This window comes from Streptomyces sp. NPDC102467 (assembly GCF_044765445.1).
Classification (GTDB): domain Bacteria; phylum Actinomycetota; class Actinomycetes; order Streptomycetales; family Streptomycetaceae; genus Streptomyces.
On sequence record NZ_JBIWKA010000018.1, the window covers coordinates 24,282 to 48,282 of the forward strand.

The 24,001-nt window shown below is 69.4% G+C and carries 22 protein-coding genes and 1 pseudogene; 7 read left to right on the forward strand and 16 right to left on the reverse strand.

Going from position 1 to position 24,001, the window contains the following annotated elements:
* Positions 1–289: 289 nt before the first annotated feature.
* From ACIREE_RS32850 to dnaK, 8 genes are read right to left on the reverse strand one after another with little or no spacing between them, the layout of a single operon-like run.
* Positions 290–2,041: an FAD-dependent oxidoreductase gene (locus ACIREE_RS32850; RefSeq protein WP_404160407.1), complete on the reverse strand. Its 1,752-nt coding sequence runs from the start codon at positions 2,039–2,041 to the stop codon at positions 290–292.
* Positions 2,041–2,304 (reverse strand): UBP-type zinc finger domain-containing protein, encoded by a 264-nt coding sequence (locus tag ACIREE_RS32855; protein WP_404160409.1) that lies wholly within the window; start codon positions 2,302–2,304, stop codon positions 2,041–2,043. The genes ACIREE_RS32850 and ACIREE_RS32855 overlap by 1 nt, the downstream gene beginning before the upstream one ends.
* 28 nt (positions 2,305–2,332) lie before the next feature.
* Positions 2,333–2,776: a thioredoxin gene (trxA, locus tag ACIREE_RS32860; protein ID WP_404160413.1), complete on the reverse strand. Its 444-nt coding sequence runs from the start codon at positions 2,774–2,776 to the stop codon at positions 2,333–2,335.
* Between the two features lie 5 nt (positions 2,777–2,781).
* Positions 2,782–5,424 carry an ATP-dependent chaperone ClpB gene (gene clpB / locus ACIREE_RS32865; RefSeq protein ID WP_404160416.1) on the reverse strand — a complete coding sequence of 881 codons (2,643 nt, stop codon included), beginning with the start codon at positions 5,422–5,424 and terminating at the stop codon, positions 2,782–2,784.
* Positions 5,415–5,771, reverse strand: coding sequence for a chaperone modulator CbpM (locus ACIREE_RS32870; RefSeq protein ID WP_404160899.1), 357 nt, complete (start codon positions 5,769–5,771; stop codon positions 5,415–5,417). The genes clpB and ACIREE_RS32870 overlap by 10 nt, the downstream gene beginning before the upstream one ends.
* Positions 5,772–5,821: 50 nt before the next feature.
* Positions 5,822–6,778 (reverse strand): DnaJ C-terminal domain-containing protein, encoded by a 957-nt coding sequence (locus ACIREE_RS32875; protein WP_404160418.1) that lies wholly within the window; start codon positions 6,776–6,778, stop codon positions 5,822–5,824.
* 6 nt (positions 6,779–6,784) lie between these two features.
* Complete coding sequence (locus ACIREE_RS32880) at positions 6,785–7,300, reverse strand: nucleotide exchange factor GrpE (protein ID WP_404160421.1); 516 nt, start codon at positions 7,298–7,300, stop codon at positions 6,785–6,787.
* Between the two features lie 9 nt (positions 7,301–7,309).
* Positions 7,310–9,220 (reverse strand): molecular chaperone DnaK, encoded by a 1,911-nt coding sequence (gene dnaK / locus ACIREE_RS32885; protein ID WP_404160422.1) that lies wholly within the window; start codon positions 9,218–9,220, stop codon positions 7,310–7,312.
* A 360-nt stretch (positions 9,221–9,580) separates the two neighbouring features.
* Between dnaK and ACIREE_RS32890 the strand changes: the two genes are divergently transcribed.
* Together ACIREE_RS32890 and ACIREE_RS32895 are read left to right on the forward strand one after the other, a co-directional pair.
* The gene (locus tag ACIREE_RS32890; RefSeq protein ID WP_404160425.1) at positions 9,581–11,188 is read left to right on the forward strand and encodes a PucR family transcriptional regulator; all 1,608 of its coding nucleotides are present in this window, start codon (positions 9,581–9,583) and stop codon (positions 11,186–11,188) included.
* A gap of 20 nt (positions 11,189–11,208) precedes the next feature.
* Positions 11,209–11,853: an MEDS domain-containing protein gene (locus tag ACIREE_RS32895; protein ID WP_404160427.1), complete on the forward strand. Its 645-nt coding sequence runs from the start codon at positions 11,209–11,211 to the stop codon at positions 11,851–11,853.
* 16 nt (positions 11,854–11,869) lie between these two features.
* On the opposite strand, the gene ACIREE_RS32900 is transcribed toward ACIREE_RS32895, so the two are convergent.
* On the reverse strand, positions 11,870–14,068 hold the full coding sequence (locus tag ACIREE_RS32900; RefSeq protein WP_404160430.1) for an FUSC family protein: 2,199 nt from the start codon (positions 14,066–14,068) through the stop codon (positions 11,870–11,872).
* A gap of 36 nt (positions 14,069–14,104) precedes the next feature.
* Positions 14,105–14,350 carry a hypothetical protein gene (locus tag ACIREE_RS32905; protein WP_404160433.1) on the reverse strand — a complete coding sequence of 82 codons (246 nt, stop codon included), beginning with the start codon at positions 14,348–14,350 and terminating at the stop codon, positions 14,105–14,107.
* A 529-nt stretch (positions 14,351–14,879) separates the two neighbouring features.
* Here ACIREE_RS32905 and ACIREE_RS32910 point away from each other — a divergent pair.
* The gene (locus ACIREE_RS32910; protein ID WP_404160436.1) at positions 14,880–15,947 is read left to right on the forward strand and encodes a glycoside hydrolase family 19 protein; all 1,068 of its coding nucleotides are present in this window, start codon (positions 14,880–14,882) and stop codon (positions 15,945–15,947) included.
* 103 nt (positions 15,948–16,050) lie between these two features.
* On the opposite strand, the gene ACIREE_RS32915 is transcribed toward ACIREE_RS32910, so the two are convergent.
* Positions 16,051–16,341, reverse strand: coding sequence for a 2'-5' RNA ligase family protein (locus tag ACIREE_RS32915; protein ID WP_404160439.1), 291 nt, complete (start codon positions 16,339–16,341; stop codon positions 16,051–16,053).
* 491 nt (positions 16,342–16,832) lie between these two features.
* Between ACIREE_RS32915 and ACIREE_RS32920 the strand changes: the two are divergent.
* Both ACIREE_RS32920 and ACIREE_RS32925 read left to right on the forward strand, forming a co-directional pair.
* Positions 16,833–17,000: pseudogene (locus ACIREE_RS32920) on the forward strand (pirin family protein); the annotation flags it as partial.
* Between the two features lie 40 nt (positions 17,001–17,040).
* Entirely contained in the window at positions 17,041–17,382 is a 342-nt protein-coding gene (locus tag ACIREE_RS32925; protein ID WP_404160442.1) for a GNAT family N-acetyltransferase, read from the forward strand.
* 129 nt (positions 17,383–17,511) lie between these two features.
* Here ACIREE_RS32925 and ACIREE_RS32930 read toward each other — a convergent pair whose 3' ends face one another.
* Together ACIREE_RS32930 and ACIREE_RS32935 are read right to left on the reverse strand one after the other, a co-directional pair.
* Entirely contained in the window at positions 17,512–18,357 is an 846-nt protein-coding gene (locus ACIREE_RS32930) for a hypothetical protein (RefSeq protein WP_404160446.1), read from the reverse strand.
* A gap of 140 nt (positions 18,358–18,497) precedes the next feature.
* Complete coding sequence (locus ACIREE_RS32935; protein ID WP_404160448.1) at positions 18,498–18,944, reverse strand: MarR family winged helix-turn-helix transcriptional regulator; 447 nt, start codon at positions 18,942–18,944, stop codon at positions 18,498–18,500.
* 170 nt (positions 18,945–19,114) lie between these two features.
* Between ACIREE_RS32935 and ACIREE_RS32940 the strand changes: the two genes are divergently transcribed.
* Positions 19,115–20,080 (forward strand): alpha/beta hydrolase, encoded by a 966-nt coding sequence (locus ACIREE_RS32940; RefSeq protein WP_404160450.1) that lies wholly within the window; start codon positions 19,115–19,117, stop codon positions 20,078–20,080.
* Positions 20,081–20,128: 48 nt separating this feature from the next.
* On the opposite strand, the gene ACIREE_RS32945 is transcribed toward ACIREE_RS32940, so the two are convergent.
* Together ACIREE_RS32945 and ACIREE_RS32950 are read right to left on the reverse strand one after the other, a co-directional pair.
* Positions 20,129–20,914, reverse strand: a complete 786-nt coding sequence (locus ACIREE_RS32945) for an SAM-dependent methyltransferase (RefSeq protein WP_404160453.1) — start codon at positions 20,912–20,914, stop codon at positions 20,129–20,131.
* 109 nt (positions 20,915–21,023) lie between these two features.
* Positions 21,024–22,031, reverse strand: a complete 1,008-nt coding sequence (locus ACIREE_RS32950; RefSeq protein ID WP_404160455.1) for a phosphotransferase family protein — start codon at positions 22,029–22,031, stop codon at positions 21,024–21,026.
* A 376-nt stretch (positions 22,032–22,407) separates the two neighbouring features.
* Here ACIREE_RS32950 and ACIREE_RS32955 point away from each other — a divergent pair, with 376 nt between their 5' ends.
* Entirely contained in the window at positions 22,408–22,764 is a 357-nt protein-coding gene (locus tag ACIREE_RS32955) for a PRC-barrel domain-containing protein (RefSeq protein ID WP_404160458.1), read from the forward strand.
* 47 nt (positions 22,765–22,811) lie between these two features.
* Here ACIREE_RS32955 and ACIREE_RS32960 read toward each other — a convergent pair whose 3' ends face one another.
* Positions 22,812–23,855, reverse strand: coding sequence for a polyprenyl synthetase family protein (locus tag ACIREE_RS32960; RefSeq protein ID WP_404160461.1), 1,044 nt, complete (start codon positions 23,853–23,855; stop codon positions 22,812–22,814).
* Between the last annotated feature and the right edge of the window lie 146 nt (positions 23,856–24,001).

The window sequence follows — 24,001 nt, forward strand, 5'->3', positions numbered from 1 at the left end:
GGTGCCGATGCAAAGTGTCGCCGTCTGCGGACAGCCGTATCAGTGCTTACGCTGACCTAATGCTGACCTAACGCTGACTTTACTGATGGTGCGTCAGGTTCCGAGGGGGGGCGGCCCTGCCCCTCGGGGCCGACCGGCTTGGTCCCGAAGGGCCGGGTGAGGTGCCCGACGCCGTGGGCCGTCGCGTCATCGAAGTCGACGTTCGGGGCAGGCACCCCCTGCGTCGGGCTGGGGGACGACAGGGCGGTCCATCAGGCCGCTCATGGCACGCGTCACGGGCAGGGGGGCGTCAGGACACCGACTGGCCAGGCGCGGACCGAGGCCCGTTCTGCCCGGGCTCGCGGACGAGGTTGCCCTCTTGGGCCCGGTGTTCATGGACGAGCCGGACGGCTATGGCGCCCTCGCCCGCGGCGGAGGCGACCCGCTTGACCGATCCGCTCCTTACATCACCCGCGGCGAACACGCCCGGCATCGTGGTCTCCAGCATCAGCGGTCCGCGCCCGAGCGATTCCCAGAGGCTCTTGTCGGCCACTGCCCGGGCGTCGGCGCCGGTGAGCACGAATCCGCGTGGGTCCAGCCCTACCACGCCCTTCAGCCACTCGGTGTGCGGCCGGGCCCCGATGAAGACGAAGAGGGCACGGACCGGCAGTTCGCGACGGTCGCCGGAGTCGTTGTCCTCCACGGTCAAGGAGTTCATGACCCCTTCCCCGTCGACCTGGCGCACTTCGGTATGGGTCAGCACCTCGACCTTCGGATGGCGTGTCACCAGGTCCACCAGATAGCGCGACATGTCCTTGCCGAGGTCGCCGCTGCGGACGAGCAGATACACCTTGGGCGCGTACTCGGCGAGGAAGAGCGCCGCCTGTCCTGCGGAGTTGCCGCCGCCTACCACCGCCACCGGGTCCACGCGGCACAGACTGGCTTCGTGGAGGGTGGCGGCGTAGTAGACGCTGGTGCCTTCCAGCCGGTCGATACCGGGGACTTCGAGCCGGCGGTAGCGCACTCCCGAGGCCAGGACGATGGTGCTGGTCCGGATCTCGGAGCCGTCCGTGAAGGTGATGGCGTACCGCCCGTCGCGCTGTTCGAGGGCGGTGGCCTCGGTGGGGACGGTGATCCGGGAGCCGAATTTGCGGGCCTGGAGCACCGAGCGTTCCATGAGTTCGCCACCCGAGATCCCGGACGGGAAGCCCAGATAGTTCTCGATGCGCGAGGAGGTGGCCGCCTGGCCTCCGGTAGCCATGGCGTCGACGGCGACGGTGGCGAGGCCGTCGGATGCGCCGTAGACGGCGGCGGCGAGTCCGGCCGGCCCGGCGCCGATCACCACCAGGTCGTATGCGCCGGAATCGGGTGCAGAGGTGGGGAGTCCTGCGAGGCGGGCGAGGTCCGTGATGCTGGGGTTGCGCAGTACCTGCTCTCCCTTCCAGATGACGACCGGCGTCTCGTCCGGCCGGATGCCGAACCGGCGCAGCAGCGCCTCGGCTTCCTGGTCCTTCTCCAGGTCGATCCATCGGTGTGGAAGCCGGTTGCGGGCGGCGAACTCGCGCAGCCGCAGGGTGTTGGGTGAGTAACACGAGCCCAGGATCCGGAACCCGGCGCCCAGGCCGATGAGCAGGGACCGGCGGCCCAGGTAGGCGCGCAGCACCAGATCTCCGAGGACCGGATCTTGGGCCACCAGCGCCCTTTGGCGGTCCACCGGGACCGAGAGGACCTGGCCGGGCACACGCACGATCGCGGTGTCGAATGCCGGCTGCTCCTCGAGCAGGCCGAGTTCGCCCAGAAACCGGCCGGGGCCGTGCACGGCCACGGTGCGTTCGTCGGGACCGCCGTAGTCATGGAGGACCTCGACCATCCCGCTGACGACGGCAAGGAACTCCTCGCACGGCTCGCCCTCGCGGAACAGCACCTCGCCCTTGTGCGTGGGACGGTACTCGCCGTGGCGGGCCAGCGCTTCGAGCTGTTCCGGCGTCAGCCGGGGGAAAGCGCCGAACCGGTCGGGGGTTTCGGTGATCGTCCCGGGTGGGTCCTCGGCGCCCGCACTCATCAGACCACTGCCTCGTGGACGTAGCACCAGCGCCAGTTCTCTCCCGGTTCGAGAGGCTGCACGATGGGGTGGCCGACGTCGGCGGCATGCATGCGGGCGTGCTTGAGCGGCGAGGAGTCACAGCATCCGACGTGACCGCAGGTCAGACACAGCCTGAGGTGCACCCAGGGGGAGCCGAGGCGCAGACACTCCTCGCAGCCCTCGGGCGTGCGTGGCGTCACCGGGCGCACGAGTGACAGGTGCCAGTCGTTTTCGATGGTCATGACGATCGTCCTTCCCTCGTCGGGCGGCTCAGCGGAGTCCCGCGGTGTTGTCCTCGACCCATTGGCGCAGCGCATTGGCGGGGGCGGCGCCGGCCTGCCGGGCGATCACCTCTCCCCTGTCGAGGAGGAGCAGGGTCGGCACGGCCTGCACCTGGAACCGCTGGGACAGCTGGGGAGCCTGGTCGACATCGACCTTGACGAGCTTGATCTTTCCTGCGAGCTCACGGGCGACCTGTTCCAGCGCGGGGCTGACCATGCGGCATGGACCGCACCAGGTGGCCCACAGGTCGATGAGGACGACGGGCGCCGCCTGCTCGGCGATCTCCGCGAAGTCGTCATCGCCGGCCTCGACGATCCAGGGCAGCCAAGCGTGGCAGTTTCCGCACTGAGGGCGCCCCTCTCCTGCTGCCGGCACCCGGTTCTTTCGGCCGCACTTCTCGCAGGCGACCGTCTTGCTCCGGCTCGTAGCCATCGTTCTCACGCAGCCATTCCATGGTCGGCCCGGGCCGGCCCGTCGTACGTCACGACCAGCTCACCGTTCTGGGCGTCGACCCGGATCGTCGAGCCGTCCTGTACATCGCCGCGGATCAGCGCCCGTCCGACGAGCGTTTCCACCTCGTGGGAGATGAAGCGGCGTAGCGGCCGTGCCCCGTAGACGGGGTCGAAGCCCTGCTGGGCGATGAGTTCTCGGGCCTGGTCGGTGAGCTCGACGGTGACCTGGCGTTCGGCCAGGCGCCGGCGCAGATCGTTGAACTGCAGCTCGACGATGCGCTTGATCTGCTCCATGCCCAGCGGCTTGAACAGCACGATGTCGTCGACGCGGTTGAGGAACTCGGGGCGGAAGTGGCTCTGCAGCTCGCCCATCACCAGGGCCCGCGCCTCGGGTTCGATCTCGCCCTTGACGCTCGCCCCGTCGAGCAGATGTGTCGATCCGATGTTGGAGGTCATGATGACAACGGTGTTGCGGAAGTCGACGGTGCGTCCCTGGGCGTCGGTGATCCGGCCGTCGTCGAGCACCTGCAGCAACGTGTTGAAGACATCGGCATGCGCCTTCTCCACCTCGTCGAACAGGACCACGGAGTAGGGCTTGCGGCGGACCGCCTCGGTGAGCTGGCCGCCCTCCTCGTAGCCGACGTATCCGGGCGGCGCTCCGACCAGCCTGCTGACGGTGTGCCGTTCTTGGTACTCGCTCATGTCGAGGCGGACGATGCTCTCTTCGGAGTCGAACAGCGCCGCGGCGAGCGCCTTGGCCAGTTCGGTCTTTCCGACGCCGGTGGGGCCGAGGAAGATGAACGAGCCGATGGGACGACGCGGGTCGCGGATTCCGGAGCGGGCCCGGATGATGGCGTCGGTGACCAGCTTGACGGCCTCGTCCTGACCGATCACGCGCTCGGTGAGGATCTCGTCCAGCCGCAGCAGCTTCTCCCGTTCGCCTTCCTGCAGCCGGGTCACCGGGACGCCGGTCCACGCGGCGACGATCTCGGCGATCTCGTCCTCCGTGACGACCTCGCGCAGGAGCCGGGTCTCGCCCTGCTTGGCGGCGAGTGCCTCCTCTTCGGCGGCGAGCCGGCGTTCGAGTTCGGTGAGTGTGCCGTAGCGCAGTTCGGCGGCGCGGTTGAGGTCGTAGTTCCGCTCGGCCTCCTCGGCTTCCTGGCGGACCCGCTCCAGTTCCTGACGCAGTTCCTGCACCCGCCGGATGGCCTGGCGTTCGGCCTCCCACTGGGCGTTCATGGCGTCGGCCTCGGCACGCAGGTCGGACAGTTCGCGCCGGAGCTCTTCCAGCCGCTTACGGCTGGCGGGGTCGGTCTCCTTCGACAGGGCCGCTTCCTCGATCTCCAGGCGGGTCACCCGGCGGGTGCTCTCGTCGAGTTCGGCCGGCATGGAGTCGATCTCGGTGCGCAGCCGTGCGCAGGCCTCGTCGACGAGGTCGATGGCCTTGTCGGGCAGGAACCGGTCGGAGATGTACCGGTGGCTGAGAGTGGCAGCGGCGACGAGCGCGGTGTCCTGGATCTTCACACCGTGGAAGACCTCAAGGCGTTCGCGCAGGCCGCGAAGGATGGAGACGGTGTCCTCCACACTCGGCTCGTCCACCACGACCTGCTGGAAGCGGCGTTCGAGGGCGGCGTCGGATTCGACGTGCTTGCGGTACTCGTCCAGCGTGGTGGCGCCGATCATGTGCAGCTCACCGCGGGCGAGCATCGGCTTGAGCATGTTCCCGGCGTCCATCGCGCCCTCGGCGCCGCCACCGGCTCCGACGACCGTGTGGAGTTCGTCGACGAAGAGCAGGATGCGCCCCTCAGCGGCCTTGACCTCGCTCAGTACGGCCTGCAGTCGTTCCTCGAACTCACCGCGGTACTTGGCACCTGCCACCAGCGAGCTCATGTCGAGGGAGAAGATGGTCTTCTCGCGCAGCCCCTCGGGAACGTCGCCGCGGACGATCCGCTGTGCCAGGCCTTCCACGATGGCCGTCTTGCCGACGCCCGGATCGCCGATCAGTACGGGGTTGTTCTTGGTTTTACGGCTGAGGATCTGCATGACCCGGCGGATCTCCGCGTCCCGGCCGATCACCGGGTCCATCTTGCCGTTCCGCGCCTCGGCCACCAGATCACGGCCGTACTTCTCCAACGCCTCGTACGCGGACTCCGGAGTGGCCGAGGTGACCCGCTGGTTGCCGCGGATCCGGGTGAGCGCGGACAGGAAGGAGTCCTTGGTGATGCCGTGTTCCTTGAGCAGGCGTCCCGCCGCGGTCTTGGATCCCTCGTCGGCCAGTGGCAGGACGAGGTGCTCCACGGACACATATTCGTCCTTGAGGCGCTTGGCCTCCTGCTCGGCGTTGTCCAGCAGCTTGGCAAGCCGCTGGGTGACGTGTACCTGTCCGGGTGTGGCGCCGGGCCCGGTCACCTTCGGCCTGCGCGACAACTCGCTCGTGAGCGAGGCGCGCAACGCCTCCGTGTCGGCGCCGGCTTGGTCGAAGAGCCGTGGCACCAGCCCCTCCGGCTGATCGAGGAGTGCCAGCAGCAGATGCTCGCCGTCGACCTCGGTCTGGTCCATCCGGCCGGCGATCGTCTGCGCTTGCTGGAGAGCTTCCTGGGACTTCTGGGTGAGCCGGTTCATATCCACGATTCATCACTCCTAGAGCCGGCGTTGCTGCGCCTCAACGCGGCCTCCAGTTCGCTGATCCGGTCGAGCAGGTCGAGCACCAGACCGAGGGACGCGTAGTTGAGGGGGAGTCCGGCCCGTAGCCGTTGGATTCGGGCGAGCGTGGCGGGGGCGGTCGGTTCGAACCACAGCCGGTCCCGCTCGTCCCGCGTGGCGTCGACCAGGCCGAGTGTGACGAACCGCCGGACGAGATCGGGGTGGAGTCCCGAGCGTCGGGCCACGGTGTCGAGGCTGAGTCGGTGGACGGGCACGATGGCGTAGTTGCGGACAATGACATTGAGGGGCTGCTGCGGGCCCTGGGCCGTCATCCGGCGATGCCCGGCCTCCGGCCCGGCGGCAGCACGCCGCGGATCGTGGGTCATCCTTGCTTCCTCGGGTCGAAGGTGGAAACGGCAGCCAACTCCTCGAAGAGTTCGCGCTCCCGGTCGGTGAGGTCGGGCGGCACCATGATGCGGACCTCCGCGTACAGGTCTCCGTCGGTGCCACGGGGGTTGGGCATCCCCTCGCCGCGCAGCCGCAGCCGGCGGCCGCTGGAGGAGGCCTTGGGCACGGTGACCTTGGCAGTGCCGCCGGGCGTGGGAACCGGTACCGTCGCGCCGAGCGCCGCCTCCCACGGCGTCACCGGCACCGCGACATGGATGTCCCGGCCGTCCAGGCGGAATCGCGAGTCGGGCTTGATCCGCACGCGGAGGTACAGATCCCCCGGAGGGCCCTCACCCCTCCCCGTTCCGCCTTCCCCGGCCAGCCGGATGCGCTGTCCCTCGACCACACCCCGGGGGATGTTGACGTCGTAGGTCCGCTGTCCGCCGGGCCCGGCGAGGGTGAGGCTGCGGTGGCCGCCGCGGTACGCCTCCGCTACACCGAGCTGGATCTCGGCCTCCTGGTCGGCGCCGGGGACCGGCCCCCCGCGCCGGCCGCCGTCTCCGCCGCGGCTGAACATCCCTCCGAACAGGTCCTCGAAGTTGATGCCGGAGCCGTCGAATCCCTCGCCGTATTCGAACCGGACCCCGCCGCCGTCGCCCCCGCCGCGGCCGGAGGGGCCACGGCCACGGGCTCCGGCCCCTGCGGCCACCCGCTCGTCCCAGTCCTCCGGGATCTGCCGGAAGTCTTCGCCGAAGCGGTCGTAGCGGCTACGGGTCTTGGGGTCGGACAGCACGCTGTACGCCTCGTTGAGCTCCTTGAAGCGCTCCTCGGCCTGCGGATCCTTGTTGATGTCGGGGTGGTATTTGCGCGCCAGTTTGCGGAAGGCCTGCTGAATGTCGTCGGAGCTCGCGTTGCGCTGCACCCCGAGCACGTCGTAGTAGTCCCGTGCCATAGGGCGTCACTCCTGCCGCTTGGTGACCATGACGGCTGCAGGACGCAGCTGTTGGCTGCCCTCGCCGTACCCGGGACGCAGGATCTGGACCACGGTGTTCGGCTCGGCATCGGGGTCCTCGACGGTGCCGACGACCTCGTGCCTGGTCGGGTCGAAGGGCACTCCGGTCTCCTCGTAGCGGGGATACCCGAGTCGGCCGAGCACGCCGACCGCTTGGTCGCGTACGGCCTTGACGCCTTCCAGTACGGCCGAGGGGTCGGATCCGGCGTGTGAGAGTGCCAGGTCCAGATTGTCGATCACGGGCAGCCACGCCGCCGCGGTGCGGGCGCGTTCGATGCTGCGTTCGCGCTCCAGTTCCTTCGCGTGACGCTTGCGGAGGTTGTCCAGGTCCGCGAGCGCGCGGCGCCAGCGGTCCTGGAGTTCGTCGAGGGCCGCGGCGTGGTCGTCCACCTCCGGCTGCTCCGGGGGCGGGGCCTGGGGCAGCTCCTCCTGGGGGCGCGTCGGCTCCTGTTCGGTGGACATCACCGCACCTCAGCTCTTGTCGAATTCGGCGTCGATCACGTCGTCGTCGGATCCGCTGGGGCTGCTCGGCCCGCCCGCTGCCGCGGAGCCTGCCGTGGTCTGGTCCCCCGCGGACGGGCCCGCGCCTGCCTGGTGGGAGGCGAGCGAGGCATGGATCTGCTGGAGCTCGGAGGTCAGCGACCTGACCCTGTCGAGCGGCGCTTCCTCCTTGACGGCTTCCCGGGCGTCGGTGACGAGCATCTCGGCACGTGCCTTCTCGTGCGCGGGCGCGGCGTCGGCCAGTTCGTTGAGCCGGCGTTCGACCTGGTGGGCCACGGCGTCCAGTTCGTTGCGGGCGTCCACCGCCTCGCGCAGTGCCTGGTCCTCACCGCGGTGATCTTCGGCTTCCCGGACCATCCGCTCGACCTCGCTCTGGTCGAGGTTGGAGCCCTCGCTGATGGTGATGCCCTGCTCGGCGCCGGTGTTCTTGTCCCGTGCGGTGACGTTCAGGATGCCGTTGGCGTCGACATCGAAGGTGACCTCGATCTGCGGCTCACCGCGGGGCGCCGGCCTGATGTCCTTGAGCTGGAAGCGGCCGAGGACACGGTTGTCCTGCGCGAGCTCACGCTCGCCCTGCAGGACGACGATGTCGACGGCTCCCTGGTTGTCCTCGGCGGTGGAGAAGGTCTCCGTGCGGCGGACCGGGATGGTGGTGTTCCGCTCGATGAGCTTGGTCATGACACCGCCGCGGGTCTCCACACCGAGCGACAGAGGGATGACGTCGAGCAGCAGGACGTCCTTGACGTCGCCCTTGAGCACTCCGGCCTGGATCGCGGCGCCCATGGCCACGACCTCGTCGGGGTTGACGCTCATGTTCGGGTCCTTGCCACCGGTCAGCCGGCGGACGAGATTCTGGACGGCCGGGATGCGTGTGGAGCCGCCCACGAGGATGACCTCGTCGATATCGCTCTCGCTGATCTTGGCGTCGGCCATCGCCTGCTTGACCGGTTCCATGGTCCGCTCGACCAGATCCTCGGTGATCTGCTCGAACGTGGACCGCATGACCGTCTCGGTCAGATGCTTCGGTCCGGCGGCGTCCGCAGTGATGAACGGCAGGCTGACCTGAGTCTGAGTGACCGTACTGAGTTCGGTCTTGGCCTTCTCGGCGGCCTCGAAGAGCCGTTGCAGGGCCTGCGGGTCGCTTCGCAGATCGATGCCGTTGTCCCGTTGGAAGTTGTCCGCCAGGTGATCCACCAGCCGCCGGTCGAAGTCGTCACCGCCCAGGTGGCTGTCGCCCGCGGTCGACCGGACCTCGACCACCCCGTCGCCGACGTCGAGCAGGCTGACGTCGAAGGTGCCGCCGCCCAGGTCGAAGACGAGCACGGTCTCGTGCCCCTTCTTGTCCAGCCCGTAGGCGAGGGCGGCTGCGGTGGGCTCGTTGATGATGCGCAGGACCTCCAGGCCCGCGATGCGCCCCGCGTCCTTTGTCGCGGTGCGCTGGGCGTCATTGAAGTAGGCGGGGACGGTGATGACGGCCTCCGTCACCTTCTCGCCCAGCTGCTTCGCGGCGTCGTCGGCGAGCTTGCGCAGCACCAGTGCGCTGACCTCCTCCGGCGCATACAGTTTGTCGCGCACTTCGAAGCGGGCATTGCCGTGCTCATCGGCGACCACGTCGAACCCGACGGCCTTCGCCTCGTCGGATATCTCGTCGTAGCGGCGGCCGATGAACCGCTTGGCCGAGTAGATGGTCCCCTTGGGATTGAGGATCGCCTGGCGGCGGGCCAACTGACCTACGAGCCGTTCACCCGTGTCGGTGAACGCAACGACGGACGGGGTCGTGCGGTTGCCCTCGGAGTTCGGGAGAACCGTCGCCTCACCGCCCTCCCATGCGGCGATCACGGAGTTGGTGGTGCCGAGGTCAATTCCGACTGCCTTAGCCATGAGGTACTCCTTCGTTACTCATGGTGCGACGGTCCTGCATGCTCATGTCCCCTCCTCCAGACGGACGCGTGGCACCACTGGATCACCGCTGACCGCACCAGTCTCACCGCCGCGGGCGCCCCGCAGCCTGGTCCTGTCGGGCCGAAATTCCTCCGCGATCTCGATCTGACAGAACGAGTACAACGAGGGGTATATGCGGACAAGACGTACATACGTTAGTAACGTGGGCTTTCGGAATGTTTTCTTAGGGAAGCCGCGGCAGCAGACATGATCACGACCTCGGGCACGGCCGGTGGATCCCCCCGGAACGCCTGGGGCCGCGAGCATCTGGCACGGGTCCACAGCCTTCTCGTGCTCTCAATGATCATGAATGACGGGCCGGACGAGCGTGAAGTGCTGACGCTGGCACTCACGGCCGTAGGCGGCCTCGGCCCGTTCCGGGCCGAGGCCGCCTACCTCGAACTCGACAGCGGCCTGACTCGAATCCCCGTCGACTGGCCGCACGCCACACCTCACCTCGATGCCCAGGTCAGGCCGGCGCGGGGCCGGGACGGGCCGGTCACGGTGCCGGACCGGGCATGGGGCTGGCACTTCGCGCTGCGTGGCAAGGCGGACGGCATCGGCCAGTTGGTGGTCAGTGCTCCGTCGCAGCCCACCGACGACGAGTACTTCCTGCTGCAGGTTTTGGCGCAGCAGACCGCGGCGGCCCTGACACATGCCAAGACGAGGCGGACTGCACGCGTCGTCGCACAGCAGCTTCGGCAGGTCAACGAGGATCACGCGGCCACGAACGCCCGGCTCAGCACGTCCCTTTCCGAACTGGAGTATCAGCGTTCCGTCCACGAGATGCTCAGTGACGCCTCCGCGAACGATGACGGCGTACACGGCATCGCAGAGGCCCTCCACCGGCTCACTGATTACCCGGTCGCCATCGAGGACCGCTTCGGCAATCTGCTGGCCTGGGCGGGCCCGGGCCCGCCCGACCCCTACCCGAAACCCGAGGCGTCCCGGCAAGAAGAGCTTCTGCACGGGGTGGTCCGCAGGCTGCGGCCGGTGCGGGTGGGGGAACGGCTCATCGCTCTGGCCCGGCACCGTGGCGAGGTCCTCGGCACCGTCGCCCTGATCGACCCCGCGGCAAGCACCGGCGAGCAGGAGCAGTTCGCCCTCGACCACACCTGCACCGTGCTGGCCCTGGAACTGGCCCACCTGCGCAATCTCGCCGAGGTGGAACTGCGGCTACGGCGCGAGCTGGTGGACGACCTGATCACCGGCACCGACGACGAAGGCGCCTACGCCCGGGCCGCCGCGCTCGGCCATGACCTGCACCGCCCGCACTATCTTGCCGCGGTGCAATGGGTGGGCCGGCCGGCCGACGACGCCTTCGTGCAGGCGGTCGGCCGGGCCGCTGCCGGGCTGCGGATGCGGTCAATGCCGACCAGACGGTCCGGTATGGCCGTCCTCGTCCTGCAAGGCCGTCCACGGGCGACGGCCCTGTATGAGGCAGTGGCCGGCGAACTCGGCTCGCCCACCGGTTCCATCGGTGTGGGCGGGCGCTGTGACACCCCGAGCGAGATCTCGCGCTCGTACCAGGAAGCACTGCGCTCTCTGGAGGTCCGTCAGAACTCGCAGTCACCGCACGGCGTCACCACCTTCGACGAACTGGGCTTTTATCGGATCCTGGGGCCGGGTGGCAGCTACCGCGAGGTCGAGCAGTTCGTCCGTGAGTGGCTCGGTCCGCTCATGGACTACGACGCCGCGCACCACTCGGACCTGGTCCAGACCCTCTCCGAGTATTTCGAGTGCGGCGGCAACTACGACGCCACGGCGAGCGCCCTGGCCATTCACCGCAGCACTTTGCGCTACCGGCTCCAGCGCATCCGCGAGGTCAGCGGTATTGACCTCGGGGACGTCGACAGTCGGCTGAACCTGCATGTCGCTGCCCGGGTGTGGAGAGTTCTGGGCGGCTGACCCCGATCAGGAGACGAGCGATGCATCAGCGGACAGCGGAGACCCTCCAGGCATCCGTCGCTTCAGTGAGCGGGGTTCCGCTGGCGGCCGGTGACCATGTCTGCGTCCTCTACCGGGGCCGTGCCGAGCGGGACCGGCTCGTGGCGCCGTACTTCGCGGACGGTTTGGACAGGGGACACAGCTGTCTCTTCCTGGGCGCGGAGGGAGAGGGCCTCACGTTCCGCGACGTCTTGACCGCGTCCGGGTCCGCAGGCAGCCGAGGTTCGGAGAACCTCCGGATCAGGGGGCCGGCCGAGTATCTGCAGAACGGGGCATTCGACGGAGACCGCACCCTGGCCCGGATGTACGCCTGGTCCGAGGAGACGTTCCAGGGTGGTGATGGTGCCTACGCCCGGGTGGCGGCCGATATGAGCTGGGCGCAGCCGCTCGTGCAGCCCTTCTTCGTCCGTGAACTCGTTCGGTACGAGGTGAACGCGACACGCTGGCTGAGGTCACGTCCGCAGGTGGGCATGTGCATGTACGACCTGGACATATTCGGTAGCGATGTGATCCTTCCACTGGTCAAGGCCCACCCGCAGGCCTGGCTCAACGGCATGATCGTGGAAAATCCGTACTGCCCGGGGCCCGGGGAAGCACCCGGCGCGACGGCCGCCGGCGAAGGCTGACGGGGACCGGGCCCGCTCAGATGGCCTTCCGCGGCGGTTGGGCCGAGGCGCCGTCCTGCCCTCCCTGCGCTCCCTCCTCCCGGTCCGCTCGTACCTGCCGATCTTGCCGGACCGACGCCACCTCCCGCTCCAGCGGCGACGTATCGATGGCGGTCGTCAGCTCCTTGAGGGCCCGCAGCACGAGGTCCGCCCCGCGCCGCACCACCGGTGCCGGGCTGTCTCCCGCGCTCTTCCACGTGGCGAGCGCCTCCTCGATCCGGTCCCAGGACGGGGTCTGCCGCCGGCGTACCTCCCGTGCCGCCTGCGTGATGTCCGCCCTCAGGGCCTCGGCGAACCGCTCGGCGCCGGGGACAGGCCGCGCACCCTGCGCCGGCAAGTGGGCCTCCAGCAGCATCGCCGCCCGTCCCAGCGACTTGAGCGCTTCCCGGGCGTCCTCCGCCGCAGCGCGGCTCAGTCCACGGTGCTTGACGGGCTCCCGCCTGGCCCGGTCGAAGGCCTCGTCCCACGCCGCCTCCGCCGCACGGCTGGCGAGCAGGGCACGCCGCACTTCCGCACGGTGCCGGTCCGCCGGATCCGCGTACGCGGCGACCACCGCCGCCGCGTACCGCCCGCTCGCGGCCAGCCAGTCCGCGATCCGGTCCAGCAGCCGCGGGGTCTCCCACGCCGGGAAGATCATGTAGGCCAACATCGCGAGCGCACCGCCGAGCAGCGTGAGCAGCACCCGGTCCGGCACGGTCTGGTGCCACCCCTCGCCCCCCATGTCGAGCAGGAAGACGACATACGCCGCCACAAAGGCCTGTGAGACTGCGTACCCGGTGTGCATCAGCAGGTACAGCAGCGCGGCCGAGCACACGGCGAGCCCGCCGGACAGATACGGGCCGGGGCCCACCAACTGCACCACCCCGGTGGCCAGTCCGACACCGATCAGAGTGCCGACGAACCGGGCCACAGCCCGGGCATAGGTCTGATGGAAGTCGGGCCGCAGCACCATGACGGAGGTGATCGGGACCCAGTAGCCGTGCCCCAGGGGGAGCACCGTACCGAGCAGATAGCCAAGGGAGGCCACCACCGCCAGACGTACGGCGTGCCGGAGGACCGGCGAGTCCGGCACCAGTTCGCGGCGCATCGAGCGCAGGACGGCCGGCACCATCCGGAGCATGGTCGGACGCAGCAGGGTCGAGGCGCCCGGTTTCCCGGGGGCAGGGGCGTACGCCGCGCGGGTATCACCGCACTCCGTGGTCTCCACGACCTCGCCGAGCAGGTCGACCAGCCGGGCCGCGGCCGCTCGCGCCGGCCCCTTCAGCACCTCGTCCTCGTTCCCTGCCCCGGCCCGTAGCGCCTCAATGGCCAGGGCAGGCACCTCGGCCGGGGCACCGCGGCGGATCGAACGAGCAGCGGCGTCCAGGACCTCGGCGGCCGCGGCCAGCAGTTCCCGCGCCCGGTCGCGTTCCGGGCCCTCCGCCGGAGCGCCCACCGCGGGGTCGGCGAGCGATGCCAGAACCGGCCTGATGCGCTCGGCCAGACCGCGGGGGCCGTGCAGGGCGGCGGGCCGCCTGCGCGCCTGCAACGGCGTGACCGCGGCAGCGTCCCGAGCCGTCATCATCGGTTCCGGGTCGAAGCGGGCCGTGGAATCGTGCCGCAGTCGCCGGGCGTAGTCCGCCACGGCGGCGAGGGCATCGGCGAGCGCGTCTCGGTGCGCTCCCCACCGGCGGATCGGGACCAGCAGGATGAGCGTCGCCTGCACCACTCCGCCGAAGGCGATGACCGCGGCGTGTTCCCATGCCTGGCCGATGCTGGAGGGCAGGGTGACAGTCACCAGCATGATGCCGACGGTGGTGGTCGCGACGATTCCGGCGGTCGGGCCTGCGGCCCAGGCCACCCCGGCGAAGAATGCCCACGCTGCGAGCAGCAGAAGGAACGCTACGAGGTGTGCCGCCGCGATATAGCCCAGGAAGGTGCTGAGCGCCAGACCGGCGCCGGCGGCCAGCGCGAGCACCTTGCGCGGGCGCCAGCTGCGCTGGAACGTGGCGGCGCCGGCCGAGAACGCGCCGAACGCGGCGGAGGCCGCGGAGGCCGGGGAGGAAAGCCACAGCGAGAGCCCGATCACGATCGCGAGGCCGGCCGCCGCGCGCAGTGCGATCAGGGGTTCGAGCCGCGTCCGCTCGATCGTCAGCCCGGAACGCGCGACCTCCATCAGCGCCCTCAGCCACGTCACAGCGCCGAGCTTAGGCCGAGGTCAGGGCTGTCCGCGTCAGCCGCACCGAGGCCCGGCCCCTGGGTCGGCGGTCTCAACCGGCACCCGCGTCGCGGCCCCGTTCGTCATCCGGGAAGGAAGCTTCTTCTCCGTCGGTCTCGTGGTGCCGGGTGCCGCTGGCGGTTTGATGCCGGCGACGGGGTTGTCGTCGTACAGGCCGAGTCGGTGGGCGTCCAGCAGGATGGCCTTGAGTTTGCCGAAGGCGTTGTACTGCGTGGCCAGGCCGACGCCGTTGCGTTCCATCGTCCATGCGCCTGCTCCCCAGAGCCGGCGGAATGTGGTGCTCCAGCAGCGAGTCGAGGTGCCGCAAGGATGCCGGTCCAAGGGCTCGGTACGCGGTGGAACTTCATCGCGCGTCAGGACTGGATGGAAGGGCGACGGTTCGGTGTCGTGGAGGGGTACGACGGGGACCCGCTGCCCGCTCCGGAGTTGCCGAATGTTTCCTCAAGCCGCGAGGGAACAGGCGCTGAGCTGCGCGAATGGCGGTTGCTGGACGATCATGCGGGCGGGACTCCGGGGGCGCGCCGAGGTGACGGAAGTCCACCGGCCCTGCGAACGCGACCCCTTCAGCGCTGGACACGAACGAGGCTCGGCCGGGTTGCGGCGTCCCGGGTGGCTCGGAATCCTCCTTTCGTCGCTGTGGCCCGCAACCGGTCCCGTTTGCGCCGACGTATCCGACCCAACGAGATTGCCTGGTATGGACCTTGACAGGTCCATACCAATTCGCTTGAGTCTGTCTCGGTCCCACTCAACCCCCTGAAGGAGTGGTCTCGTGTCCAGACAACGGTTCATTGCTCTGCTCGCCGCACTTGCGGTGGCGGTAGGGCTCGCCGTACTTGTCCCGCTGGCGTCCCCCGCCTCCGCCGCCACCTGCGCCACCGCCTGGAATTCGTCCTCCGTCTACACCGGCGGCATGACCGCCTCGTACAACAGCCATAACTGGCAGGCCAAGTGGTGGACCCAGGGGGAGACCCCCGGCGCCGTGGACGTCTGGGCCGACCAGGGTGCCTGTAGCGGCGGCTCGGGCGGCGGCACCGGCACCACCTGCAACTATCCGGCGTGGGCCGCGGGTCACAACTACGTGACCGGTGACATCGTCAAGTACACGGACGGCAAGTACTACGTCGCCGAGCACGACAACCCCGGCTACGACCCGCTGATCAGCACCTGGTTCTGGGACCCCTACACCTGCGACGGCGGCACCACACCGCCGAACAACGGGTCCTTCGTCGTGAGCGAGGCGCAGTTCAACCAGATGTTCCCGAGCCGGAACTCGTTCTACACCTACAGCGGTCTGACCGCGGCGCTCAGCGCGTACCCCGGCTTCGCCAACACCGGCAGCGACACGGTGAAGAAGCAGGAGGCCGCGGCCTTCCTCGCGAACGTCGGCCACGAGACCGGCGGCCTCGTCCACATCGTCGAACAGAACACTGCCAACTACCCGCACTACTGCGACACGAGCCGGTCCTACGGCTGCCCGGCCGGCACGGCCGCCTACTACGGCCGTGGCCCGATCCAGCTCAGCTGGAACTTCAACTACAAGGCCGCGGGCGACGCCCTCGGCATCGACCTTCTGAATAACCCGAACCTCGTGCAGACCAACTCGGCGATAGCCTGGAAGACCGGCCTGTGGTACTGGAACACCCAGACCGGCCCCGGCACCATGACCCCGCACAACGCCATGGTCAACGGCTCCGGCTTCGGGGAGACCATCCGCAGCATCAACGGCAGCATCGAATGCAACGGCGGCAACCCCGGCCAGGTGCAGAGCCGGATCAACTCCTACCAGAACTTCGCCGCGATCCTCGGCGTCCCGACGGGCTCCAATCTGAGCTGCTGACCGTCGTTGAGTCGAGCTCGTATGTGTATGTCCATGCGTACGTGATGGTCGACGTGCCTCGCCTGCCAGGGCGGGGCGCGTCAGCCCATGTGTCGATATCCATTTAGCGCCGCGGACCTGGATGTCCTCTTACCGTGCTGCCGACGAGGTGGAGGCTTTCGGTCCGCCAAGGGCTTCTGGTGAAGCCGTCGAGGCAGGCGGCGGCCGCTGTTGCGGACGCGTTGTCGTAGCGGCGAGCGCGGGCCGGCGTGAGGTGCGGACGCGGCGGACGTTCGGTGAAGGCGAGGCCGCGGCCCCTCACCCGCGCCCGTACTGCTTCGGTCGACTCGTGCAGTTGGTCGAGATCCCCATCGATGCCGCTCCACAGCACCTCGCTCGTCGAAGTGTCCGCCACCGATCAGCGCCAGTTCGAGAGAGGGGCGGGCAGCTGCCACTTCGGTGGGGGAGTGAACGAAGCCGCTGGACGGCATGCACCGGCAGTTCGCCCAGGAAGGCCAAGGTGATGGACGGTACCGCCAGGGTTCTCCGGGGCGCCGTAGAAGACGAAGTCGTCGTCGAGTTCAGCAGGATGGCCTTGCGTTTTCCGAAGGCGTTGGGCTGCGTGGCCAGGCCAACTCCGTTGCTTCCATGGTCCGAATGAAGCCTTCGTCCACTTTGTGGTCGAACGTGTTCATGCGCCTGCTCGCCAGCGCCGGCAGGAGGTGGTGCTCCAGCAGTGAGTTGAGGTGCCGCGGGGACGCCGGCCCCAGGTCCCGTTGGCCGACCGTCCACTGCGCGGCGTAGTCCTCAAACCGCGACCCGCCGTAGGTTGCCATCCGTTCCGCTTTCGGCTGGCCCCCCGCCCGCCGTTGACCTGGGATAACATCCCATGGGCTCGGTACGCGGTGGAACTTCACCGGCCGCAGCCATCAGGACATCGTCGAGGCCCGCCAGGACTGGCAGGAGGCCTCGGACCGCTTCGGCGCGGTCGAGGGCTACCCCGGCGATCGCCTCCCCGCCCCCGCCCTCCCGCACGCCACGATCACCCCGCGCAAGAACCCGACCCGGCACTGACCGACTCCGGCCCGTACTTACCGGCACTGAAAGGCCCGCCATGACTCAGCCCGTGACCCCGCCCGTCGTCGAACGCCTCGACGCCCGCCACCGCTACACGATCCAGGTCGACGGCAGCACCGCCGGATTCACCGCGTACCGCGACCGGGACGACCGCCGGGTCTTCTTCCACACCGAGATCGACGACGCCCATGCCGGGCAGGGGCTGGCCTCGATCCTCGTACGGGAGGCCCTGGACGATGTACGCCGCGCGGGCCTGCGGATCGTGCCGGTCTGCCCGTACGTGGCGAAGTTCCTGAAGAAGCACGAGGAGTACGCCGACATCACCGATCCCGTCACCCCCGAGGTGCTGGAGTGGCTGGACGGGCAACTCAAGCGCTGACGCGGGGAGTTGTCGCAGAAGCGGCTCGCCCGCGCCGCCTCCACTCGAGCGCTGCCGACACCTCCACCGACAACGTCGGCGGCCCCGGACCGGCAGCGGCGGATCGTCGCGAACGCCCGAGCAGGCCGGTCATCGGAGCTCGTCGGGTTCGGACTTCTCGGCGGCGCCGATCGGCGGCCCGGCGTCGTCGCCCAGGTCGAACACGCTCTCCCGCAACGCCCGGATCACGCCGTCGAGGTCGGCGACACCCCGCATCAGCCTCCGGTGCGCGGGCCCCTCGCCGATCATCGCGGCCGTGCCGTGCAGGTTCAGCCCGGCGTCGAAGATCTTGCGGACCACGCTCTCGCGGAGACCGGCGGCGATCCGGTCCCGCTCCCGGGCCAGGGAGAGCTCGCGCACCTCCGCCTGCAGCGCCGCGTTGGCCACCAGCGAGGCTCTGATGCGGTCCCGCAGTCCATGGGCGGCCACCGCGATCAGCATGCCGAGAGCGCTCCAGAGCACCACGCGTCTGCCGATCACGGTGGCGGGGGTCGCCTGGGCGATGGACGACGCGGCCTGGACGGCCACCAGCGCCACCACCACGCACACCGACTCCCACCGGCGATGGAACAGCACCGACCAGATCAGGGGCACGAGAAGCACCAGACCCACACCGGAAGCCACACCCGATGCCAGGATCAACTCCAGTACGGAACCGGTGTAGAGCAGCGGCATCAGAACCGGGGACCACGCCGGCATCCGCTGCCACGGCAGCAGGAAAGCCCCGGCGCACGCGAGCAGGAGCGCGACGCTCGCCACGTACTCGGGCCACGAATTGACGCGGACGTCCGGTACCAGGACGCTGAGCGTGGCCACCACCGCGACCAGCCCGAACGGCAGGGCTCTCGACGTCAGGCCGGGCTGCTGGAACTGCCAGCCCACCGTGTCGCCGTCGGTGTCGGTAAGTGCCTGCCACGGATCGGTCGGTGACTTCACGGCACACCCCCGTCGTGCTGGAACGCTCAAAGGCCCCACCGGCGGGCATGTGCGACCGTGGGCATCATATCGGCGCACACCTGGGATATGCAGGGAAGTCGGCTTTCGAAAGCGCCGGGCCCGGGCGGGCCGGTGCTCGCTCAGGTGCGGTTGACGTTGGCGGTGAGCAGGCGGAGCAGGTGTTTGGCCGTGGCGTCCTGTTCGGGGGTGAGGCCCATGGCCTCGCCGATGGCCAGGGGGACGGCGTGGGCCTTCTCGCGCAGGTCCGTACCGGCCTCGGTGAGGCTGACGGTCACGGAGCGCTCGTCGTCCACGCGTCGCTGCCTGAGGATCAGGCCACCGGCCTCCAGGCGTTTCAGCAGCGGGGAGAGAGTGCTGGACTCCAGCTGGAGCGCGGCTCCCAACTCACGGACGGAGGCCGTCTGTTGATCCCACAGCACCAGCATGACCAGGTACTGCGGGTAGGTCAGCTCCAGCTCTTCCAGCAGGGGCCGGTAGCGCGCGGTCACCGACCGTGAGGCGGCGTACAGGGCGAAGCACAGCTGGTCCCGGAGGAGGAGCGAGCCCTGTTCTGCGGCGTGGTCCACGAGTGCGGTCCTAACGTCGAATCTCGGCACCGTCCACTTTACCAGTTCCTTATGCCCACGATCGTATACGGCTCGATTAAGTTGTGCACGACTCAATCGAGGGGTACCTTTCATGTCGTCCCCGTCGGACGGTCAACGCGGCCGTCGACACGACCCCTGAGGAGCACCTCATGTCCGAGTCCGTCACGCCCCCGGTGCTTGAACCGGCTGCCGCCGCCTTCGCCGAGGCCACCGCGAACCCGCCCTACCTCTTCGATCTCGGTCCGGTCGAGGGTCGTAAGGCCGTCGACGAGGTGCAGTCCGGCGAGATCGCGAAGCCGGAGATCGTCGAGGAGTGGATCACCGTCCAGGGCGGGCCCACCGGCTCGGTCAGGGCCCGCGTCGTCCGGCCCGCCGACGCGGAGGGGACGCTGCCGGTGATCGTCTACATCCACGGCGCGGGCTGGGTCTTCGGCAATGCCCACACGCACGACCGGCTCGTGCGCGAACTCGCCGTCGGCGCCGGGGCGGCCGTCGTCTTCCCCGAGTACGACCTGTCTCCCGAGGCCCGCTACCCGGTCGCGATCGAGCAGAACTACGCCGTCGCCCAGTGGGTCGTCCGCGAGGGGGCTGCCAACAACCTTGACGCCACCCGGATCGCGGTGGCCGGCGACTCCGTCGGCGGCAACATGAGCGCCGCGCTGACCCTGATGGCCAAGGAACGCGGCGATGTGCCGCTGGTGCAGCAGGTGCTCTTCTACCCGGTCACCGACGCGTCCTTCGACACGTCGTCCTACCACCAGTTCGCCGAGGGGTATTTCCTTCGCCGCGACGCCATGCAGTGGTTCTGGGACCAGTACACCACCGACGAGAACCAGCGGGCCGAGATCACCGCCTCACCGCTGCGCGCCACCACCGAGCAGCTGCAGGGCCTGCCCTCGGCCCTCGTCATCACCGGCGAGGCCGATGTGCTGCGCGACGAGGGCGAGGCCTACGCGAACAAGCTCCGGCAGGCCGGCGTCGCGGTCACGGCCGTGCGCTACCAGGCCGTCATCCACGACTTCGTGATGCTCAACCCGCTGCGCGAGACCCACGCCGCCGAAGCCGCCATCAACCAGGCCGTCGCCACCCTGCGCACGGCCCTCGGCACCGTGTAATCCCTTCCAGAGCTCAATCCGCGGCCCGGGCGGCACCCGCCGTCCGGGCTACGGCACGCGCGCCACGCCGACGTAGAAGCCGCTCGTCTCCTGCTGGGGAGCGGGCGAGTCCTTGTACCACTTGGTCGCTGTGACCAGCCCTGGATCAACCAGCTCCAGACCTTCGAAGAACGGCTCGATCTCGGCCCGCGTGCGCATGCGCAAGGGGATCTCGCCCTTGCGGTAGGTGGTGGTCACCGACTGTACGAGGTGCGGGTGCTCATCGGTGGTGCCGTGGGAGAACATGAAGTAACTGCCCGACGGCAGCGCGTCGAGAAGCGTGCGCGTCAGCCCGTACGGGTCCTCTTCGTCGGTGACGAAGTGCATCAGCGCGATCATCGACAGCGCGATGGGGCGGGTGAAGTCCAGGAACGACCGCGCGTGGTCGAGGATCGTCTCGGGCCGGCGGACGTCGGCCTCCTCGTAGTCGGTGGCCCCCTCCGCGCTGCTGACCAGGAGCGCTTCCGCGTGCCGCAGCACGATGGGGTCGTTGTCGGCGTAGGCGATCCGCGCCGACGGCACGATGCCCTGCACGATCTGGTGCAGGTTCGGCTCGGTCGGGATCCCCGTGCCGATGTCGAGGAACTGGTCCATGCCGTTGCCTGCCAGCCAGGCCGCCGCGCGGTGCATGAACGCACGGTTGCGCATGGCGTTGTGCCGCGCCTCGAGCGGCAGCTTCTCCGCCACTTCCTGGTCGACCAGATAGTTGTCCTTGCCGCCCAGCAGCCAGTCGTAGACGCGAGCCGGGTGGGGCTTGCTCGTGTCGATTCGGCTTCCGGAGAACTGTGCCGTCATGCCTGACTCCAGCGTGCGTTGGATCGCTGACCGGTTCACCGGGCCCGGTTCGGCGCCCTGGGCGAGACCGTGAAGGATCTGGTGATTATGCCATTGGCCATGCCTTCACTCAGAGCGTTGTGGCGGCGGTGACCGCGTCCAGGGCCACGGTCAGTTCCTTGCCCGCGTGTGTCCAGGCCCAGGCCCGGCGTTCGGGGCCGTACCGGCGGGGCACTGTTTCGACCAGCATGATCAGGTAGAGGTAGGCGCGGTACAGCTGGTAGCGCAGACGCATGGAGTCGGTGAAGGGGGCTCGGCCGCCGGCTGCCGCGTAGCCGGTCAGGAAAGCCTCGTCCTCTTCGATGTCGCCGAACAGGGCGAGGGAGACGAACTCGGCGACCGGATCGCCGAAGAACATGCGCTCACCGTCGATGATGCCGCTGAGGGAGCGGTGGCCCGGCGGGCCGTCGAGCAGCAGGTTGCCCTCCCACAGGTCGAAGTGGACCACGGCGGGCCGGGTGACATCGTCCAGGACGTCCGCGGCTGAGGCGAGAATGGTGCGCACCGTGCCCACGGGCCGCGGCAGTTGGGCGTGGAAGCGCTCGGCGTCGTCGAGGACGGCGTCGGTCATCTCGGTGAATGCCTGCCGCCACGTGGCCGGAGGCGGCCCGAACGGGCGGGCGGGGTACCCGAAGGCGGGGCCGGTCAGAGTGTGCAGCCGTGCGACATGCCCGCCCAACTCCGCCCGCAACAAGCCCCGTTCGTGGGTCTGTAGATCTTGCCCGGTTTGCTGCCAGGGGACTCCGGGACGTTCGGTCATGACGAGGCCGGTCACCGTCGCCGGGTCGCCGTCCAGTTGGGTGTGCACCACGCGCGGCATCGGCACCCCGTCGACGCGGGACGCGGCGTCGTAGTACACACTCTCCGCGCGCAGCAGATCGTGCTCGTAGGTCAGCGTGGTTCCGCCGGTGGCGGGCGGCGGCAGTTTCACGACCCAGCGCCGCCGGTCGCGCAGTACGACCCTGACGAGGGTGTTGTAGGTGCCTCCGGTCAGCGGCGCCGACTCCTGGATGTCTTCGGGGATGACGGCTGCCGCGGCGAGTGTGCGGAGCACCGGCGGGCTGAGCGGCAGGGTCATGGGTGCTCCTTGGTGAGTGCGGGACGGGGGCGAGGCGGCCTCTGCGTCAACTGGCCGCGATGCGCGCGAGGTTGAAGAGGCTCCAGTCGTTCCAGTGTCAGCCCTTCACGTGGCAGGAGGGGCGTGTATGGCGACGTTCGTTCTCGTTCCACCGACCGCGCTCCACACCAACTCACGTGCGAACGCTTGGCGTTGTCACCCTCACGGGGACGTTTCGGCTGAGGCGCGGCGGACAGGTGGGATGCAGACAGGCGGAGGCGACTCCCAAGAAGCCTCCGACATGAAGCGATTGACATGAAGCGATTGACATGAAGCGATTGACATGAAGCTTCCTACACAGTCCGCGGACAACGCTCGCGGCGGAGAGGACAGATCCATGAACGACAGCGTCCAGGTCTCCGGCACCACGAGTGAGCACCTCGCAGCTCCGGACCGCCTCATCGGTTACGCGGTCGAGGCGAGTGACGGCCCGATCGGCACGGTCGACCCCTACTCGCAGGAGGTCGGCGCCGAGCATCTCGTCGTCGACACGGGCGGACCGCTGCTCAGCAAGAAGGTGCTGCTGCCGCGTTGGACCGTCGCGCACGTCGACGAAGTGAACCGGACCGTGCACGTGACCCACGCGCAGGACCGGATCAAGGCGGCCCCGCGCTTCGACAGGGACATGCGCGTCACCGACCCCGGCTACCGCGCGCAGATCGACGACCACTACCGCGGGGAGCCCGCTCACTGACGGGCCTGCGACAGGCAGTGGGGTCACCCACGCCGGCGCGGGCGTGGTCAGTGGGACCTGGTCGCCATCCGGCGGGCGAGCGCGCGCAGGCCGTCAGAGGCCTCGGGCGGAAGGTCGCACCCGTACAGAGCGTTCAGGGCGCAGCCGAGGTGATGCTGGGCGAGCGTGTGAGCGGCGGCGTGTCCCCCGAGGGCCTCGATCAGGGCGGTGGCCTCGCGGGTCTGCGCCGCGTCGAGCGTGGAGTCCGTGTCGAGCAGGTCGCGGAGCCGCCCGGCTTCCCGCCCGGCCGCGTGCAGGGCGGCCACCACCGGCAGTGTCTTCTTCCGCGCGGCGAGGTCACCGCCGACGGGCTTGCCGGTGCGGCGCGGGTCTCCCCAGATGCCGAGGACGTCGTCGGCGATCTGGAAGGCGATGCCCGCGTGCCGTCCGAAGCGCTCCAACGCCTCGACCGCCACCGCCGGAGCGCCCGCGAGCAGGGCGGCCAACTCGCAGGCCGCGGCGGTCAGCGCGCCCGTCTTGCCCGCCGCCATGGCCACGTAGGCGTCCACGGTGATGTGCCGCTCGTCCTCGAAAGCGAGGTCGTCGCTCTGGCCCCGCACCAGGGCGTCCATCACCCGCACGCCCGCGTCGACGGCCGCGATGTCCCCGGTGTCGGTCAGCACCCGCAGCGCGAGCGTCATCAGGGCGTCGCCGGCCAGGAGCGCGGCCGGTGTGCCGTAGGCGACCCAGGCGGCAGGCCGGCCGCGGCGGGTCCGGTCGCCGTCCATGATGTCGTCGTGCAGCAGGGAGAAGCCGTGCAACAGCTCCACGGCGACGGCCGCCGTGATCGCTCGGCGGGGCTCGGGACCACCGCGGGCCGCGGCCAGGGCCAGCCGGGCCCGCAGCGCCTTCCCCCGGTGCCGGGTGCGCAGGTCGCGGCAGGTGTCCGGGTCGAATCCCATGTGATACGCCGCGACCGGACGCACCCGTGGCGGGAGCCGGTCGAGAGCGGTCAGGAGCGCCGCGTCGACCTCGACGAGGTCGCCGGCGTCGGACGCGGGGGCGGGCAGATCGGGCAGAGGGGCGGCGGGGCAGGTCTCAGACAGAGTCATGGGCTCTCGGGGATCGATGGGGTGGGCAGCGCGGTGAAGCTCGGCCAAGCAAAACCGTACGTCAGACTCCGCGCGGGCCAAGGGGGCGGCGGTCGCCGTTCGCCGCGCGTGTCGAGGCCACGGCAGGTTCGCTGTCCGCAGGACTG